This is a genomic window from Bacillus sp. F9_6S_D1_P_5, assembly GCF_054823925.1.
This window is the reverse complement of the sequence record NZ_JBTREW010000026.1, coordinates 1-16,085: the sequence shown is the minus strand read 5'-3', so window position 1 is coordinate 16,085 and position 16,085 is coordinate 1. Positions and strand designations below refer to the sequence as shown.

Sequence of the window (16,085 nt, the reverse complement as noted above, 5' to 3'; positions counted from 1 at the left end):
GGTTTTCAACTTGAATTTCACTATATAAAACTGCGTTTTTTCCCTTTATTTTACAGAAAAAATTTAGAATACACCTTTGTTGCACAAACTAAAAAAATAAAATCAACATTACAATTACTGTTGAAAAATGCTAAATTCCGACAAAACTTAGCAATTTTATAAAATTTTCTTTACATTATGATTACAACGATAGACACTCTTCTTCTTATGATATATAACATTCATAGGGAAAGGAGTTAGACAACCATGAAAAAGAAATTTGCAGCGTTTAGTGTTTTAGCAGCAGGAACAATTTTTGTTTCTCCACTACTTTCACCCGTATACGCTGAAACGAATCAAGATAAATTATCTAATATTCAATCTGAATTAGAAGGAAAACAAAATGACTTACAAAATAAATCAGCTGAGAAAGAACAAATAGAAAAAGAAATTCAAGAATTACAAAAGAAAATTGACGACTTAACTACTTCTATTAATAAAAACGAAGCTGAGTTAAACGATACAAAAAAAGAAATTAGTAAAACACAACAAGTAATTGCCGAAAAAAAGAAACATATAGAACAATTACAAACAAACATAGATACACGTCAGGAAGTTATTAAACAACGACTGCAATCTATGCAAGAAAAACCTCGCACAAATATCATTACAGAAGTATTAACAAATTCTGCAAACATTGCTGATCTCGTTGATAATATGTACTCTGTCAGTTTAATTTTAAACAACGATACCGATATTGTGAAAAAACAAACAACTGACCAAGATGCTGTGACGAAGGAAAAAGAGGCTGTCGAGAAAAAAGAGCAACAATTAAAAGAAGCCGAACAGAAATTAGTTCAAAAACAACAAGAGTTGCAAACGAATCAACAACAGCAGCAAACCTTTATTAGCGATCTACATACGAAAGTAGCAAAAGTAGATTCAGAGATTGAAGGATTAGAAGAATCTAAAGGTATTTTAGAAAATCAGCGTCAAGCTGTTCAAAAAGCAATTGAAGAAGAAAAGCGCGCAGAAGAAGCTCGTAAAGCTGAAGAGGCACGGAAGGCAGAGGAAGCTCGCAAACAAGCTGCCACACCTGCTCAAGCCGCTCCGGTACCGCACGATACAAACATCGGTGGATTTATTAAACCAGCAGCTGGATCAAAAACTTCTGGATTTGGCGCACGTTCTTTAGATAACCATAAAGGAATCGATATCGCTGCTTCAGGAACTGTTCCCATTATAGCCGCTGCAGATGGCGTTGTTATTCGCTCAGAATTATCATCTAGTTACGGAAATGTTGTGTACTTATCTCACCGTATTAACGGAAAAACATACACGACAGTATATGCTCATATGAGTAGCCGTTCTGTATCAAATGGCCAAACTGTAAAACAAGGCACTCAACTTGGATTTATGGGGAATACTGGCCAATCATACGGACAACATTTACACTTCGAACTTCATCTTGGAGAATGGAATGTCGGTAAGACAAACGCAGTTGATCCATCTCCTTATATCGGATTATAAAAAAACTCGGTGCATACCGAGTTTTTTCTTTTCCCTTCACACACTATAGGCACTCCACATAGACTACAACTAAATGCCTATATTTTACGGGGGAAATCATACGACTACACAATTACAACAAAAAATAGAAGAAGCTAGAGAAACTTACATTGGCCGGTTATTTACATTTGGCGGCTCAGCGTTATTTTTAATTGAATCATTTATTGCAGTCGTCACAGCCTATAATCGCTTATTAAATACACCTCCAACATAATAAAAAAGACGGAGAAATCTCCGTCTTTTTATTATGCAAACATTTTAAATACGCCTATCGCATTTAAAAATACAATGATTACCGTTACTGGAATAACATAACGAAGTAAGAAGAACCAAATATTAAATAATGTTTTCCCTTTCGTTTCCGTAACTTCTAATTCTTTCATTAACATTTCTTTACTCATTTTATTTGGTACAAATAGCGAAATGGCTAGTACACCCAGCGGCAGTAATACGTTACTTACCAAGAAATCGACTAAGTCAAAGAACGTTTTCCCAAATATCTTCACATCACTCATAATTCCAAACGATAGAGCTGACGGAATTCCAACTGCAAAAATAAGAATACCAATTAATAATGATGCTGACGGACGCTTTTTCTCATTATCTTTCGCAACAGATGCTACTACAATTTCAAGCATAGAAATCGCCGATGTTAACGTTGCAAAGAAGAATAAAACTAAAAACATAATAAAGAAAAATTGTCCAAATGGTATTTTCGCAAATACTGCTGGAAGGACGATAAACAGTAGTCCTGGTCCTTCAGTCGGCTTAACGCCTAATGCGAAAATCGCCGGGAAGATTGCTAATCCTGCAAGTACTGTAATAAAAACAGTTAAACTTACAATAGATGTTGCTGATTTAGCTAAATGCTCTTCTTTCTTCAAATATGAACTATACGTTACCATTACTGAGGCACCAACTGTTAACGAGAAGAACGATTGTCCCATCGCGTATAAAATTGTATCTGCTGTCAGCTTTGAAAAATCTGGTTTTAAGAAGAACTCTACCCCAGCAAAAGCACCATCCAATGTTAACGCACGAACTATGATCGCAATAAATAAAATAAATAATAGCGGCATCATATACTTACTTGCTTTTTCTATCCCTTTCTCTACACCTTTACTTACAACAAAAATAGTGCAAAGCATAAAGATAAATTGTGCTCCAATCGCGCTAACTGGATTTGAAATCGTTTCACCAAACAATTGTCCATAATCAACAGCACCATTCCAGAAGCTTCCTGTAACACTATAGTATAAATACAGTAAAATCCATCCACCTACAACACTATAAAAAGATAGTACACTAAAACAAGTAACAACACCCATACGACCAATCCAAGGATATAACTTGCTATTTGGCACCAATACTTTATACGCTGTAACTGCCTCTTTTTGCGTACTACGTCCAATAACAAATTCAGCTAAAAGAAGCGGCATACCTATAAATAAAGTTAATAGTAAAAATACAAGGAAGAATGCGCCTCCCCCACCATTACCTGCAACATATGGAAATTTCCATATCGCACCAAGACCTACTGCGGCTCCGGCTGCTGCGAGTACAAAGCCTATTTTCGACGTCCATTGCTGTGTTTCTTTCATCATAAATTCTCCTTTTCTGAATATTTAAACTTTTGTTAATTATACACTTTCATTTCATACTCGCACACCTCCTTTAGAAAATAAAAAAGTCCCCTACACGCAAATATGCATGTAGAGGACGATATATGTAATGTAAATACCGTGGTACCACCTCAATTGGATTGATAAATCCCACTTGTTCAAGTACAGGAAAAACTCCGATACTCTATCCTTTTAACGGCGGAACCCGGGTTGCCTACTACAATGTTCAACATACCTCTCGCAAGCCCATTCTGTATATTTTATCGTACCGGGCTCACACCTTACCCCAGCTCTCTGAACGTATCAAATATACATACTCTTCTTGCTCATCGATTTCATCTATTGAAGTTACTTGTGATTATAAATTATATTTTTATAGTTGTAAAGTACAATTTATTCATTATCCTATATGAACTCTTCTCTCTAATTCTTGTAAAAACATTTCTCTTTTTTGTTCATCTTGAACATATATCGACTTTAATACTTCTTGCAACAATATATTTCTCTGCTTTTTCTCTATTTGTAATTCTTTCACTTTTATTCTAACTTCGTATAAAAAATCAAGATATGATTCATACGCCACGTCATATTTATTTGCGATATCATCACGAATTTTTTTTGCAAGTTTCGGGCTCGCTCCTCCAGTAGAAACAGCCACATTCAGTAATCCACGATGAATCGCCGCTGGAAAATGAACATTACCACTTTCCGGGTTCGTAATAACATTTACTAATTGATTTTCTGCGCTATCTTCAGCTATTTGTTCATTTAATACGGCATCACTACTCGCTGCTACGACTAAAAAAGCGTCTTTAATGTCACTTTTTTCATACTCCCTTTGATACCAACGGATTTTCTTTTCTTCTACTAGTTTCACTAAATTTGCATCCAATTCAGGACTTACCACAACTATATCCGCATCTTGTTTTAGTAAAGGAATAATTTTGAACCCAGCAACTTTCCCTCCACCAATGACAACAACACGTTTCTTCTCAACTCGCACTGTAAGTGGATACATATTGATCCCCCTTCAATAATTTCTTCGTTTTTTGAATTAACATATACTGAAACGCTTCATTCTTTCCTAAATACGGACTTATTTTTATATCACCCAACTCATATCGGCCCACTTCTTTTTCAATATGTTTCATAAGTAAACCTGTAAATAACAAGTAAGGTAGCACAACGATGTTCTTTTCTTTTCGTTCTACAACTTCCTTTAACTTCTCCTCAAATTTCGGCTCAGCAGCCGCTAAATAACAAACCTCTACTTTTTTAATTCTCTCTTCTGTTTGAAATAAAGAGGCGATCCAGTTTATATCTCGTAATACGTCAGGATCACTGCTCCCTCTTGCAACGAGAAGTAGCGTCACTTCATTCTTATCTTCCTGTTCAATGCCACTTCCGCTATATACCGATTTAACAAGTGTTTCTGATACACCAAATGGGTTACCATAGGTCACTTTAACATCCGAAAATTGATTATTTAACTTCTCCAATTCAAACGGGATATCTTTTTTCACATGACCTGCCGCTAATAAAAAAACTGGAATAACAATAATCTCTGTAGCACCACGCTTCACACATGTACGGAACCCTTCATCAATAGTCGGACTCGCTAACTCCAAAAAACAAACTTCTTGAATACTTGCCTCTACACGGTTCATGCATGACGTAATAAAAGCAACCGCTTCTTCTTTAGCTGCTTTCAAACGACTTCCATGACATATATATAAGATGGCTTTCATTTTATAACACTCCACTTACTTGATACGTACTTTCTGTCTGTTTCTCAAACCAATGGATTTTTTCTCTAAAACGGACCACTTCTCCAATTACAATCATGCTCGGATTTTGAATTTGTTCTTTTTTGGCAACATCTACAATTGTCCCTAACGTCCCAACAACTGTGCGCTGCATAGATGTCGTTCCTCGCTCAATAATAGCAGCAGGTGTACTTTTATCTTTTCCATGCTTCATCAGTTGTTCACATATGTAGGGTAAATTACTAACCCCCATATATACAGCTAAAGTCTCTACACCTTTCGCTAAATGTTCCCACTTCACTTCTTCTTCAGCATCTTCTTTCCTATGCCCTGTCACAATAGCAAAACTTGCACTTGCATCACGATGTGTCACCGGAATACCAGCATAAGCAGGAGCAGCTATTCCAGCTGAAATACCAGGAACAATTTCAAATGGTACCCCTTGCTTCGCTAACGCTTCAGCTTCTTCTCCCCCTCTACCAAATACAAATGGATCGCCGCCCTTAAGCCTCGTTACAACTTTTCCTTTTTTCGCATACTTAATAAGAAACGTGTTAATTGTCTCTTGCTTCATCGTGTGATAATTTGGTAGTTTTCCGCAATAAATTAAATCCGCTTCAGGCTTTGCATAGGAAAGTAACTCTTTATTTACGAGACGGTCGTACAAAATAACATCTGCCTCTTTAATACATTTCAACCCTTTCACAGTAATTAAATCTGGATCACCAGGACCCGCACCAACGATATAAACCTTCCCCATCATCTCTCCTCATTTCTACTATTAAAGTGAAACTTCCATCCTTATATACGAATGGAAGTTTGCATTATTTCGTATTACTTGTTCCTTACTCATGAATAACAAAAGCCGCCCCTTTTCGAATCTTCTTTTTTTCAAATAGGGAAATCTCCTTTACTTCTGGCAACGGTAAAAAATGCTTTTCAAGCTCCATCTCCGCGAGCTTAAATGCCTGTTCTTCACTTTGAGCAACGACAACAATCGGAACAATACTATTTATTAACACAGCTTCAAATCGATATAAATCCATATTGTCCCTCCTAAGACGCTATTAATTCTTCTAGTACGTTATTTAACGCTATTTGTAATGTATCTACACCGATACGACCGACAAAATCATAAAACGTTTCAGCTGGTAATTTATTCTCTTTGAAATAACTTATAAATGAAGCAAGTACAGCAGGTAGATCCTCGCCATCTATTTTCCCTTTTAACTTTTGATTATAAGCACCACCATCTAATAACGTTCCACCTACATATATTTCAAATGCTTCAACAATTCCTTTTTCCTTCGTTTTCATTTTCACACCTTGTAATCCAATGTCAGCAATTTGACGTTGACCACATGAATTCGGGCACCCTACCATATGAATACGAACCGGAACATCAAGTGCAATTTGTGTATCTAAGTATTCGGCAATTTTCCGCAATCTTTCTTTCGTTTCTACTAAAGCAAGGTTGCAATATTCAATACCAGTACAAGAAACCGCATGACCAATAAATGATTTCGGACTTGCTGATATTGCTTCAAACAATGGCTCATTTAGTAAACCCGTCACATTTTCTGGCGGAACATTCGGAATAATAAAGTTTTGCGAATTACATGTACGAATCTGTCCATTTCCATACTGCTTAGCAATTCTTGCAATCTCAAACATTTCTTCTGCATGTAGACGTCCTACCGGCACATTAAAACCTACATATTTTAGTCCATCTTGTTTTTGATCTTGAACCCCATAAAAGTATCCAGCATTCCATCCTTTGACAGCACTTTCTCCTTTACTTTGCAATGGTCCCGTATACTCTATTAGTTTCTCTTTAAATTTCTCTGCTCCCCAGTCTGCAACAAGAAATTTCAAACGAGCTAAATGACGTTTTTCGCGATATCCAAAATCACGGAATATCGTAGCAATCGCAATCGATACCACCTTTACTTCTTCCGGTAAAACGAATACATCTAATTCATCAGCTAAATATGGACGAGCTGATAATCCACCGCCTACTTTTATATGAAAACCAACTTTTTTCTCACCATCTATTTCTTTCGTTGCAGGTGTAAATGCAACACAGTTAATCTCTGCGTTTGCTGAATTATAAATGTTAGAACTAATAGACATTTTAAATTTACGTGGTAAGTTAGAAAACTCTTCATTATGTTGGAAATAGTCATATACCTCTTTCACAATACCAGTTGTATCAAACAGTTCATTTGCATCAATGCCAGCAAGCGGATTTCCTGTAATATTACGCGTTATATCACCACACGCTCCAGCTGAAGATAACCCAACTCTTGCTAACCTTTTAAAAATATCTGGAATTTGATGAATTTCTAACCAATGAAACTGAATCGCCTGTCTTGTCGTAATATCTATTACGTCACGCCCATAATCCTCAGCGATAGAAGCAAGCACTTCTGCCTGTGCATTCGTAATAATCCCTGAAGGAATATTTACACGCATCATAAAATATCCAGCTTCTTTCGGTCTTTGTAAATACAACCCTGCCCATTTGAATGCATCCCACTCTTCTTTCGGAATCGATTCGAAGCCATTCTCCGCATAATAAGGAATATCATTAAAGATTTGCAATCCATCTTTTTTCAATTTATTTTTCTCAGTTTGATTTAATTTTTCATTGTTAGCCCATACTTTTTCATAACTCATTTTTTAATCCCCCTATATAAAGTGAAACTTTAATCAGTGGGGGGTGTTTATCCCCCACTGATTATTAACCTTAACCAATCGGGCATTTACGGGCAGTTTATCTCCCACCTAACTTCTTTTCCCTAGACAAATTTTGAGTTGGGAGTTTTACTGCCTGTTAATGCGGGATAAAACTACGCTCTTGTAAGTACTTCACAATTTGTTCTGCACATTCTTCAATAGAATACTTGTGCGTTTCTACAATTAATTCCGCTTGCTCTGGTTCCTCATACGGTGAATCGATACCTGTAAACTCTTTAATATCACCTTTTCTTGCTTTTTTATAAAGCCCTTTCGGATCACGCTTTTCGCACTCTTCAATTGGACACTTTACAAACACTTCTATAAACTCATCTGCAGCTAATAGATCTCTAACTTGTTTTCTGTCTATTCGAAACGGTGAAATAAATGCCGTAAGAACAACAGTACCTTGATCTACAAATAGCTTCGCCACTTCGCCAATCCTTCTTATATTCTCCATACGATCACTTTCAGAAAAACCTAAGTCTTTAGTTAAACCGTGGCGTATATTATCTCCATCTAGTACATAGTTTCCAATATTCTTTTCAAATAGTTTACGAGCAACCGCGTTCGCCACTGTAGATTTACCTGAAGCTGATAATCCAGTAAACCAAACTACAAAACTATGATGCCTATTTTTTATTCTTCTCTCATCTTTTGAAACAGATGCTGTATGCCAAGTAATATTTGTGTCCATCTCATTCTCTCCCTATTCTGTTACTACTTCTTTTTTCAAACCCTTAATTAGTACTTCCACTACTTCTTTACGACTAAATGTACTTGGCGGAACCTCACCGTTTCTTAATAATTCTCTTACTTTCGTACCTGATAAAATGACATGATCTTCTTTTCCGTGCGGGCATGTTTTCGTCGAAGCCATCGCTTCACATTTCGCGCAGTAAAAACTATGTTCAAAAAATAGCGGTGTAATCCCTAACTCTTCCACTGTAAAGTTTGTAAAAATTTCTTGCGCTTCATAAGTACCGTAATAGTCTCCTACCCCTGCATGATCGCGCCCTACTATAAAGTGTGTACATCCAAAATTCTTTCTAACTAGCGCATGAAATATCGCTTCCCTCGGTCCTGCGTAACGCATTGCTGCAGGAAATACACTTAAAAAGACACGATCTTTCGGATAATAATTTTGAAGTAATACTTCATAACTTTCCATCCTTACATCAGCAGGAATATCATCCGACTTCGTTTCTCCAACGAGCGGATTCAAAAAGAGGCCGTCTACAATTTCAAGAGCAGATTTTTGAATATATTCATGGGCACGATGTACCGGATTTCTCGTTTGGAATCCGACTACTGTTTTCCAACCACGTTTTTTAAATTCTTCTCTCGTTTCAATTGGATCTAAATGATAAGAAGGAAACGGATTATTTTCAAAACGTTTCGTAAGAATAATAGCTCCTCCGACGTAAACATTCGGTCGTTCGTATAATTTTTTCACTCCAGGATGAGCCTCATCCGTCGTTTTATACACTAGTAACGCTTCTTTTTCCTTGTCAGGCACAAAAATATCTTCTATTTGAATGACGCCATATACATTTCCAGCGTTAACAAGTTTTACTTCCTCTCCAGCTTTCAGACTCTCTGCTACTTCTTCTGTTACTGGTAACGTAATCGGTATACTCCAAACACTCCCGTTAACTAAACGAAGCGTTTCTACAACCGAGTCATAATCTTTCTTTCCTAAAAAACCAGTAAGCGGGCTATATCCCCCTGTCGCTAATAGCTCTAAATCACTTAACGCAATGTTGTCTAGCGCAATTTCTTTTTCAATTTGTGATACGTCATATGTCTCATCTATAAGATTTACTAATTCGTTTCTTGTACTCATTTTCTATATCCTCTCTTAGCTTTATTTTCAAATTCATCTTATTGGTAATGTAGACCGCATTCAGTTTTCACTTTCCCGGCCCATCTACCATCTCTCGAATCGCCACCCTCACCTACAGGTAACGTACACTTCTCACACCCAATACTTGGATATCCAACATCATGCAGCGGGTTATACGGCAAACTATGTTTGTATACATATCGCCATACCTCTTTCCACGTCCAATGAATGAGCGGACAAACTTTAATAGATTGAAAGCGATGATCTTGATTTATAAACTTTGTATGCTTACGTGTTTCTGATTGTTCCCTCCTTAAGCCCGATATCCACGCTTTTTCTGCTGCTAATGATTTTTCTAACGGTAAAATTTTTCTAATTTTACAACAGAGATTCGGATTACTTTCCCATAATTTCTCACCATGCAACTTCGCTTGTTCATCAAGTGTAAGTTCCGGCTGTTGTTCTATAATATTTAATGAAGGAAATCGTCTCCGCACTTTTTGAATTAATTCATACGTTTCTTGAAAATGAACATTTGTATCTAAAAATACAACTTTAGCAGATGGATTTACTTGGTTTATAAGATGCAGTAGTACCATCCCTTCCACTCCGAAGCTACATGCGTATACAATTTCACTTTTGTATTCTTTATAAGCCCAACTTAATACAGATAGCGCGCCTTTCGTTTCATCTTCTTCTGAAAATGAAATGTTATTTTCTTCCCACGTTTCATACGTCAACATGTTCTTTCCCCCTGTAAAAGCAAAAAGACGGTTTTAACCTAATGATATAGGTTAAAACCGCCTCTAGTTTTTCTAGTCAGCGCTTTTTACTTTAAACGTACTTTTTCACTTTTCTCTAATTGAATGACTTTCCCATCTTGCACAACAATTGTAATTGAACCATATTTCATATCAGCAAGCATCGCTTGAATTCTCTCAGATACTTCCTCAAAATGTTCCCGTACGCTCACGCGAACAGCCCCCCTTTTTATTCATAAAAAAAATCTTTCCCATTTCGAAAAGACTGTTCGGTAATATATTTTACCTTATCTTTCAAAATGGATTCCATTTTGCTGGAGTTAGCACCTTGCTTTCTATAAGCAGGTTGCCGAGCTTCGTCGGGCCAGTTCCCTCCGCTTCTCTTGATAAGCTTTGTATTTGTATTTTATCACAATTCAGATTTTTTTCAATCCTAGTTTTCCGATATATTTTAATTATTTTATTTTACAAAAAAGGAATTGCCCATCCGAACAACTCCTTTTCCCCTATTTAAACCAGTTCTTTAATACGTATGCGATCGTTCCCAATGATATTTTCATATGTTTCGCGCTCTACAACAATTTGTGATGTGCCGCCTTTCGCGAAGACGACAGCTGGTCTACGAATCCTGTTATAATTATTCGCCATCGAGTACCCGTATGCCCCTGTACAAGAAATTGCTAATAAATCAGCAGTAGCAACTTTCGGTAAAGTGATATCCCAAATTAACATATCTCCACTCTCACAACATTTTCCTGCAATCGAAACAACTTCCTCGTTCTCATCGTTCCCTCGATTCGCTAACATCGCTTCATAACGAGCGTTATATAAAGCAGGTCTTAAATTATCAGTCATCCCACCATCCACTGATACATACTTCCGAATACCAGGAATGTCTTTCACAGATCCGACTGTATAAAGTGTCGTTCCAGCATCTCCTACAATGCTACGACCTGGTTCAACCCATATTTCTGGCAATGGATAATTACATACTGTAAATTGTTCTCTCACTGCACTTGTTACAGCTCGCACATATGTCTCAAGAGTTAATGGTGTATCTGACTCTGTGTAACGTATTCCAAATCCCCCGCCTACATTTAACACTTTTACTACATAGTTTGTTTGCTCTCTCACTTCTTCTAAAAATTGGCGAAGAACTTCAATTGCTCGAACAAAACCAGCTGTTTCAAATATTTGCGACCCAATATGTGAATGGATCCCTAGCACGTTATAATTTGATTTTTGTAAAGCAAGTTCAATTGCTTGCATCGCTTGACCATTTGACACGCCAAATCCAAATTTCGAATCATCTTGACCTGTTGTAATATATTCATGTGTGTGCGCCTCTACTCCAGGCGTTACACGAATTAATATGTTCACAAATTTCCCATGTTGCACTGCTAAATCATGCAAAATCTCTAATTCTAAGAAATTATCTACGACAAAACAACCAATATTCGCCTGAAGAGCCATCACAATTTCTTCATCTGTTTTATTATTGCCATGAAAATGAATACGCGATGCCGGAAATCCTGCTTGAAGCGCAGTATATAATTCCCCTCCAGAAACAACATCTAATGACATATTCTCTTCACGAGCCACTCGGCACATCTCCATGCACAAGAACGCCTTGCTTGCATATGCTACTTGGTAAGTGAAACCACTTTCTTTAAAAGCACGATGAAACGCGCGGCACTTTCCTCGAATAGACTCTTCATCGTATACATAAAGTGGTGTTCCATATTGTTTTGCTAGCTGCGTCGTATCGCACCCTCCAATTTCTAAGTGTCCTTGCCCATTGATTCGGCTTGTGCCGTGTAAATACATTTGAATTCCTCCCTTATTTCCTCTAAAACTCATAACCCCAATCTTCTATTCATTGCAGCACGCTTTTAGATAGACAAAAAACGCGCGGAACAATGTTCACACGCGTTTCTTATTAGGAAAAATATATATTGAAAAAATAAACGAGTTGTTATCTCCTCAAAATAAGAAACCGCATCAACATCTCCAAATAGCTCTCCATAAAATAAATCTTATGACAGTACTACATTTATTCAATGCAGTCCCAATATATGAATAAGATGGTTATTCTTATATTTCGGCAATAGTCCCTTTCAACCTATGATCACAGATTCCATTAAATCTCCCATAGCTTACTCTTTCCTATCGCGGCCTCTACCTTTGAGAGTAGATGAGGTAAGTCTATTTAATTTTCAAACATCTAATTGTTGTTATTAACAATACCAAAGGAACATTTTATTTGTCAAATAATTTTTTATATTGTTTTTTTACAGTTTAATTTCGTATCATTTGGTAAGCGCTTTACTATTATCTTTGTTACTTCCCATTCGCCCTCTTCATTATTAAATGTAATCGTTACCTTCTCAAATGGTGGAACAATTTTCCCACCAACCTGCTCATACTTCGTCACTTCAATACTCGCTTGAAATAAATATGTACCGCTATACACTTTTTTTAAACTGATAATTTTAGGACATTGATAAGGTTTTAAACTCCCATATTGTTTTTCAATTGCTTTATTTATTTTCGGAAATAAGACAGAATAAAGGGCATCTTCCATAAGAGGTGCATCATATTGGGCTACCGACACACTCGGTGAAGCAAAAAGTATAACACTACTACATACTATAAAATACAATAACTTTCGCATTATAACCTCCTTACACGATTCTTTCTGCGTACGACAATAATCATATATAGAAACTCCGTTTTATTGTCTCCTACTGCCCTTTTTCTACTCAATTATTATAAAAAAGCCCACAACTCTCTTTTATTTTCGTATAATGATACTCATAGTATAATAAACATAATAACAAAGGACTGTTCGTATATATAAAATGAGGCGCTAATTAAATCGGCTCACAAGAACTGTCATGCTTTTTAGGAGAGGAGTATATTATGCTACAACGTCTGTTTCCAAAACTGCGATTTGCACTCGTTGCAGTCGTTTTATTATGGATAAAAACATATATTGTGTACAAGCTAGCATTCGATATTAAAATTGATAATTTCTTTGAAGAATTTATGCTTTTTATTAATCCACTAGCTGCGTTACTTTTATTTTTTGGTTTTGCTTTGTTTGCATCTAAACACCGAAACCGCATTATAGTTGGAATTAGTTTTATACTATCATTCATTTTATTTGGAAATGCAATGTTTTATGGGTTTTATAACGATTTCGTTACGTTCCCAGTATTATTTCAAACAAATAATATGGCTGATTTAGGGACAAGTATAAAAGAACTCTTTACGTATAAAACATTACTGTTATTTGCAGACGCGATTATTTTAATGTTTCTTTCGCGTAAATTCCCGGCATTTTGCGACAAGACGCCACTTTCTCGCTCTGAGAAGCGAACTTTCTTTAGCGGTGTAACAGCTCTACTAGCATTACAAATTGTTATTTCAGTTATTTATAAACCACAAATGTTCTCACGTTCATTTGATCGTCAAACTGTCGTGAAAAATTTAGGTTTATACACATATCATCTATTCGATATTACACTTCAATCTAAATCTTCAGCTGAACGTGTATTTGCAAGTGGTGACGGGTTCTCTGAAATTAAAAACTATACAGACTCAAAAGATAAGCAAGTTGATAAAAACTTATTTGGAGCTGCAAAAGGTAAAAATGTCATTTTGATTTCCATGGAATCTACACAAAGTTTTGTTATTAATAAAAAAATAAATGGAAAAGAAATCACTCCATTTTTAAACGAATTTATTAAAGATAGTTTTTATTTCGATAACTTCTATCATCAAACAGGACAAGGTAAAACTTCTGATGCTGAATTTATCGTTGAAAATTCACTTTATCCGTTAGACCGCGGTTCTGTATTCTTTACTCACGCAACAAATGAATATACAGCTACACCAGAACAGTTAAAGAAATACGGATATTCTTCTGCTGTCTTCCATTCAAACGATAAAACATTTTGGAATCGTGATGTAATGTATCCTGCACTTGGATATGATCGTTACTTTAATTTAAATGATTACGTAGGCACAGAACAAATGTCTGTCGGTTGGGGATTAAAAGATAAAGAGTTCTTTGAACAATCTATTCCAAAGCTAAAATCTTTACCACAGCCGTTCTATACAAAATTCATTACTTTAACTAACCATTTTCCGTTTCTTCTAAATCCAGAAGACCAATATGTTGATGAGTTCAATTCAGAAAGTGGTGTTGTAAATCGTTACTTCCCAACTGTTCGTTACACTGATGAAGCTCTTAAACAATTTATTAAACAATTAAAAGAAGAAGGACTATATGATAATTCCGTTATTGTCATTTACGGAGATCATTACGGTATTTCTGAAAACCATAACGCATCTATGGCTCAGTTCCTTGGGAAAGACGCTATTACACCGTTTGATTCTATGCAATTACAACGCGTCCCTCTCATTATTCACGTGCCTGGTCAAGAAGGAAAAGTCATTTCTAAAGTATCTGGTCAAATTGATATTAAACCAACGCTACTTCATTTACTTGGTATTAAAACAAATCAATCGGTTGAATTTGGAACTGACTTATTTATTAAAGAAGAAGACCCACTTATGGTAATGCGTGATGGTAGCTTCGTTTCAGAAGATTATGTGTATACAAAAAACATGTGTTATAAACGAAATACGGGTGAAGAAGCAGACATTTCATTATGTCAACCGAATATTGAAAAAGCAAAAAATGAATTGAAACTCTCCGACAAACTCATTTATGGAGATTTATTACGTTTCGACCCTAACAATCGGTATAAAACTGGAACGATGACAACGAAATTTGAATAATACAAGAAGCAACTTTATAAAAGTTGCTTCTTTTTTCACTTATTTTTCAAATCATTCTTCTATGAAATCTTTCACAAATTGGGAATTTTTTTCGTATGAGGAAGAAATTTATGGTATGATAAAATAAGTAAACTTTCATACACTAATTAAGAATTTATTACAGAAAGCAAGGGATCAGATTTTGTATAGAGCAGCTATTCCAAACTTATTTACGCTCGGAAATTTATATAGTGGATTCTTGTCAATCGGCTATGCATCTTTAGGATATTATAAATCAGCTGCTATTTTAGTACTTATCGGGATGATGTTAGATAGTCTTGATGGGCGTGTTGCTCGTTTATTACGCGTTGATTCACAAATGGGAAAAGAGCTTGACTCACTTGCAGATGTCGTAACATTTGGTGCCGCACCTGCTGTTCTTATGTATTACACATCTTTCTCCAATTACGGAATCATCGGACTATACATAGCGGGACTATTCCCTCTTTTCGGAGCATATCGTTTAGCACGATTTAATGTAACACCATCTTCTACTTCAATGAAATATTTCACTGGGGTACCGATTACAGCAGCGGGAGGGCTTGTTGCTTTCTTAACATTATTTTCACATACCATTCCAAAAATCGTTCTTATTACAGTATTTGTAACGTTCGCATTTTTAATGGTGAGCCGCATTCGTATCCCAAGTTTAAAAGATGTACCAATTCCACGATATAGCATCATTATTACACTATTTTTAGTTGGAATCATTATCACAATGTACCAAACAGGGTTCGGTAATTTTTCTGTTTTCTTATTCATTGCTATTCCACTATACATTTTGTATATGCTATCTCAATTTCTTAGACAAAGACCATCTAAAAGAGCAAATAAAGACAAATAAAAAAACCTTCCGGTTCTGAACTGTACCCTATAAAATGGACAGTTTAATAAAAAAGCCCTGAAAAATCAAGCACTTAAAAGGTGGTTCCGATATTCAATCGGAGCCATCTTT

The 16,085-nt window shown here is 36.0% G+C and carries 16 protein-coding genes, 2 riboswitches and 1 other annotated feature; of the genes, 4 read left to right on the top strand and 12 right to left on the bottom strand.

The features are described 5' to 3' along the window. The first annotated feature begins 246 nt into the window (after positions 1-246). On the top strand, positions 247-1,509 hold the full coding sequence (locus ACUXEY_RS24175; protein WP_166702122.1) for a murein hydrolase activator EnvC family protein: 1,263 nt from the start codon (positions 247-249) through the stop codon (positions 1,507-1,509). A gap of 73 nt (positions 1,510-1,582) precedes the next feature. Next, positions 1,583-1,762 carry a hypothetical protein gene (locus tag ACUXEY_RS24170; protein ID WP_429602143.1) on the top strand — a complete coding sequence of 60 codons (180 nt, stop codon included), beginning with the start codon at positions 1,583-1,585 and terminating at the stop codon, positions 1,760-1,762. Between the two features lie 31 nt (positions 1,763-1,793). Here the strand turns inward: ACUXEY_RS24170 and ACUXEY_RS24165 are convergent, their stop codons facing one another. The 12 genes from ACUXEY_RS24165 to ACUXEY_RS24110 all read right to left on the bottom strand — a co-directional run bounded on the left by ACUXEY_RS24165 (position 1,794) and on the right by ACUXEY_RS24110 (position 12,956). Next, on the bottom strand, positions 1,794-3,149 hold the full coding sequence (locus ACUXEY_RS24165) for a sodium-dependent transporter (protein ID WP_461301796.1): 1,356 nt from the start codon (positions 3,147-3,149) through the stop codon (positions 1,794-1,796). A gap of 111 nt (positions 3,150-3,260) precedes the next feature. Beyond that, positions 3,261-3,509 (bottom strand) — a binding site (T-box leader). A gap of 61 nt (positions 3,510-3,570) precedes the next feature. Then, the gene (locus ACUXEY_RS24160) at positions 3,571-4,188 is read right to left on the bottom strand and encodes an NAD(P)-binding protein (protein WP_429602142.1); all 618 of its coding nucleotides are present in this window, start codon (positions 4,186-4,188) and stop codon (positions 3,571-3,573) included. Then, positions 4,163-4,918 carry a sirohydrochlorin chelatase gene (locus ACUXEY_RS24155; protein WP_461301795.1) on the bottom strand — a complete coding sequence of 252 codons (756 nt, stop codon included), beginning with the start codon at positions 4,916-4,918 and terminating at the stop codon, positions 4,163-4,165. The genes ACUXEY_RS24160 and ACUXEY_RS24155 overlap by 26 nt, the downstream gene beginning before the upstream one ends. A 1-nt stretch (position 4,919) precedes the next feature. Beyond that, positions 4,920-5,696, bottom strand: coding sequence for a uroporphyrinogen-III C-methyltransferase (gene cobA / locus ACUXEY_RS24150; protein WP_166705396.1), 777 nt, complete (start codon positions 5,694-5,696; stop codon positions 4,920-4,922). Between the two features lie 85 nt (positions 5,697-5,781). Beyond that, positions 5,782-5,982 carry a DUF3906 family protein gene (locus ACUXEY_RS24145; protein ID WP_071757530.1) on the bottom strand — a complete coding sequence of 67 codons (201 nt, stop codon included), beginning with the start codon at positions 5,980-5,982 and terminating at the stop codon, positions 5,782-5,784. A gap of 10 nt (positions 5,983-5,992) precedes the next feature. Further along, positions 5,993-7,615 carry a nitrite/sulfite reductase gene (locus ACUXEY_RS24140; RefSeq protein ID WP_461301794.1) on the bottom strand — a complete coding sequence of 541 codons (1,623 nt, stop codon included), beginning with the start codon at positions 7,613-7,615 and terminating at the stop codon, positions 5,993-5,995. A 157-nt stretch (positions 7,616-7,772) separates the two neighbouring features. Next, positions 7,773-8,372, bottom strand: a complete 600-nt coding sequence (gene cysC / locus ACUXEY_RS24135; protein WP_461301793.1) for an adenylyl-sulfate kinase — start codon at positions 8,370-8,372, stop codon at positions 7,773-7,775. A 12-nt stretch (positions 8,373-8,384) separates the two neighbouring features. Continuing rightward, the gene (sat, locus tag ACUXEY_RS24130; protein WP_000107517.1) at positions 8,385-9,521 is read right to left on the bottom strand and encodes a sulfate adenylyltransferase; all 1,137 of its coding nucleotides are present in this window, start codon (positions 9,519-9,521) and stop codon (positions 8,385-8,387) included. A 38-nt stretch (positions 9,522-9,559) separates the two neighbouring features. After that, complete coding sequence (locus ACUXEY_RS24125; protein WP_078384272.1) at positions 9,560-10,264, bottom strand: phosphoadenylyl-sulfate reductase; 705 nt, start codon at positions 10,262-10,264, stop codon at positions 9,560-9,562. Positions 10,265-10,350: 86 nt separating this feature from the next. Beyond that, positions 10,351-10,494, bottom strand: a complete 144-nt coding sequence (locus tag ACUXEY_RS24120) for a YezD family protein (protein ID WP_000116165.1) — start codon at positions 10,492-10,494, stop codon at positions 10,351-10,353. 72 nt (positions 10,495-10,566) lie between these two features. Further along, a riboswitch (SAM riboswitch) is annotated at positions 10,567-10,675 on the bottom strand. A gap of 117 nt (positions 10,676-10,792) precedes the next feature. Beyond that, entirely contained in the window at positions 10,793-12,109 is a 1,317-nt protein-coding gene (gene lysA / locus ACUXEY_RS24115; protein ID WP_166705392.1) for a diaminopimelate decarboxylase, read from the bottom strand. Positions 12,110-12,289: 180 nt separating this feature from the next. Next, positions 12,290-12,471, bottom strand: a riboswitch (Lysine riboswitch). An 89-nt stretch (positions 12,472-12,560) separates the two neighbouring features. Continuing rightward, the gene (locus ACUXEY_RS24110) at positions 12,561-12,956 is read right to left on the bottom strand and encodes a DUF3888 domain-containing protein (protein ID WP_166705391.1); all 396 of its coding nucleotides are present in this window, start codon (positions 12,954-12,956) and stop codon (positions 12,561-12,563) included. 248 nt (positions 12,957-13,204) lie between these two features. Here ACUXEY_RS24110 and ACUXEY_RS24105 point away from each other — a divergent pair, with 248 nt between their 5' ends. After that, positions 13,205-15,091 carry an LTA synthase family protein gene (locus ACUXEY_RS24105; RefSeq protein ID WP_461301792.1) on the top strand — a complete coding sequence of 629 codons (1,887 nt, stop codon included), beginning with the start codon at positions 13,205-13,207 and terminating at the stop codon, positions 15,089-15,091. A gap of 181 nt (positions 15,092-15,272) precedes the next feature. Further along, complete coding sequence (gene pssA / locus ACUXEY_RS24100) at positions 15,273-15,974, top strand: CDP-diacylglycerol--serine O-phosphatidyltransferase (RefSeq protein WP_000285421.1); 702 nt, start codon at positions 15,273-15,275, stop codon at positions 15,972-15,974. Positions 15,975-16,085 lie beyond the last annotated feature (111 nt).

What these genes read in the sequence shown, in the direction of transcription:
- ACUXEY_RS24175 (WP_166702122.1), top strand. Translation starts at nt 247, where the DNA reads ATGAAAAAGAAATTTGCAGCGTTTAGTGTTTTAGCAGCAGGAACAATT.
- ACUXEY_RS24155 (WP_461301795.1), bottom strand. Translation starts at nt 4,918, where the DNA reads ATGAAAGCCATCTTATATATATGTCATGGAAGTCGTTTGAAAGCAGCT.
- lysA (WP_166705392.1), bottom strand. Translation starts at nt 12,109, where the DNA reads ATGTATTTACACGGCACAAGCCGAATCAATGGGCAAGGACACTTAGAA.
- ACUXEY_RS24160 (WP_429602142.1), bottom strand. Translation starts at nt 4,188, where the DNA reads ATGTATCCACTTACAGTGCGAGTTGAGAAGAAACGTGTTGTTGTCATT.
- ACUXEY_RS24140 (WP_461301794.1), bottom strand. Translation starts at nt 7,615, where the DNA reads ATGAGTTATGAAAAAGTATGGGCTAACAATGAAAAATTAAATCAAACT.
- ACUXEY_RS24165 (WP_461301796.1), bottom strand. Translation starts at nt 3,149, where the DNA reads ATGAAAGAAACACAGCAATGGACGTCGAAAATAGGCTTTGTACTCGCA.
- sat (WP_000107517.1), bottom strand. Translation starts at nt 9,521, where the DNA reads ATGAGTACAAGAAACGAATTAGTAAATCTTATAGATGAGACATATGAC.
- ACUXEY_RS24110 (WP_166705391.1), bottom strand. Translation starts at nt 12,956, where the DNA reads ATGCGAAAGTTATTGTATTTTATAGTATGTAGTAGTGTTATACTTTTT.
- cobA (WP_166705396.1), bottom strand. Translation starts at nt 5,696, where the DNA reads ATGGGGAAGGTTTATATCGTTGGTGCGGGTCCTGGTGATCCAGATTTA.
- ACUXEY_RS24125 (WP_078384272.1), bottom strand. Translation starts at nt 10,264, where the DNA reads ATGTTGACGTATGAAACGTGGGAAGAAAATAACATTTCATTTTCAGAA.
- cysC (WP_461301793.1), bottom strand. Translation starts at nt 8,372, where the DNA reads ATGGACACAAATATTACTTGGCATACAGCATCTGTTTCAAAAGATGAG.
- ACUXEY_RS24145 (WP_071757530.1), bottom strand. Translation starts at nt 5,982, where the DNA reads ATGGATTTATATCGATTTGAAGCTGTGTTAATAAATAGTATTGTTCCG.
- ACUXEY_RS24105 (WP_461301792.1), top strand. Translation starts at nt 13,205, where the DNA reads ATGCTACAACGTCTGTTTCCAAAACTGCGATTTGCACTCGTTGCAGTC.
- ACUXEY_RS24170 (WP_429602143.1), top strand. Translation starts at nt 1,583, where the DNA reads ATGCCTATATTTTACGGGGGAAATCATACGACTACACAATTACAACAA.